General features: G+C 44.1%; 1 pseudogene. It reads right to left on the bottom strand.

The features are described from left to right. Nucleotides 1–68: 68 nt before the first annotated feature. Nucleotides 69–1337 (bottom strand): annotated as a pseudogene (locus tag AB6D58_RS24395) (IS4 family transposase). Between the last annotated feature and the right edge of the window lie 163 nt (nt 1338–1500).

Genomic DNA, 1500 nt, shown 5'->3' with positions numbered 1-1500 from the left:
GTTTATAGCTGTTCTTTTGATTAAACAGAGTCTCTGAATCATTTTAGAGAACATTCATAGACAGAACCTTAAGCACTAAGCTCAGCGTAAATTCCGTCTAACGTAATGTTTTCTTTAGACTTCCTCTGCGCGGACTTTTGAGCGTTCCTTGATATATAACTGGTAGCCCATTCGATTTTATTGCTGATTTCTGACCATGCGCCGTGACTGATACATTCAAATATTGGTAACAGCCAGACATCCACATTTTTTGCCGCTTTAAACAATGAGACCGATGGCATTATCTGAAGCGCAATACTACGCCTAATGATCAGCGCAAGTAAACTGGCCCAGATGAGCCCATCAACGATGGCCTTTTATGCGGTGACAAATCGTTGCCAGTTGGTGTGAGACTTTAACTCTTTAAAAAGCAGTTCCACCTGCCATCGACAGCGGTAGATCGCCATGATGTCATCGGCAGTAAAGGTGTCTGAAGGTAAGTTAGTTATCCAAATGCAGAATCGTTTTTCTTCAGCAAACCATCGTCGCACGACTCAAAACTCTTGTTTACCTCGACGGACTTTTAGGTCAAGGACCTGCGAACGGTTGGTACCTCGAGTAATGTCTTTCAGCTTCTTCCCTTCTAGCTTAGGCAGCAGTCGCCCCTTGCCGTTCCTTGCCTCAATAATCATAGGGTTCAGAGACTTAGCACCTCGGACAATATAGAATCCGCCATGCTGTTCAAGCTCTCGAAAGAAGTGGAAATCAGGATACCCTGCGTCAGCCAACAGCAATTTGTTGTTCATCGTTTTGGGCTCAGGTAAAAAATCTCTTTCTGATGCCGTATCAGCGCTGATGTTCATCGCGACTGGAGAAAAGCTTTTCAACGACATTGTCATATGACATTCAACCGCTGCAGGGTTACGTTTAAATCGACTCGGATAAACATCCGCCAGGTCACGATGGATGTGGAAAGAGCTGCCATCTTGAAGCAGTACATCATCAAAGGTGTCGAGCTTATTTGGTAGACCGACATTCTGCTGGCGAGCAAATTGAGCTATTGCTCGCATAAAAAGTTGCCGCATGAAATTAGGAAACTCATTTTTCCTCAACTGGTTATGGTAAGGCTTGTATGCCACGGCACCTTCAGGGCTCAAGCACATCCCATTGAATTGTCGCAGTAAATCCGCAATGGAAGTACAGTTTCCTTTGCTTAACGCGGCCACTAAGCTAATGACTAGCTGCTCGGGTAATATCGCCCGACACCGTTTCATCAGGCCTGTACTTTTCGCCATTTTTTGGAGGGTGTCAGCATTAAAGAATTGCTTAAATTGCTTCTGTAAGGAGATAATCGTCATCGGCTTCACTATTGATGTAGGTAGTTTGTTTGGCGACGATTATCTGATCATAAATGAAGCCTTTTTTCTATCTAAATAAACAAGTTAGCTCTTAAGATCCTGTCTATGTAGCGCTACTTATCATGGCAACGTCTAGCGCTGCCATGGCACAAAATGTGACCTC

This window comes from Vibrio sp. 10N.239.312.D08 (assembly GCF_041466145.1).
GTDB classification, from domain to species: Bacteria; Pseudomonadota; Gammaproteobacteria; order Enterobacterales; family Vibrionaceae; genus Vibrio; species Vibrio crassostreae_C.
Note: the sequence above shows the minus strand (reverse complement) of the source record. Positions and strands in the feature narration are given on the sequence as shown.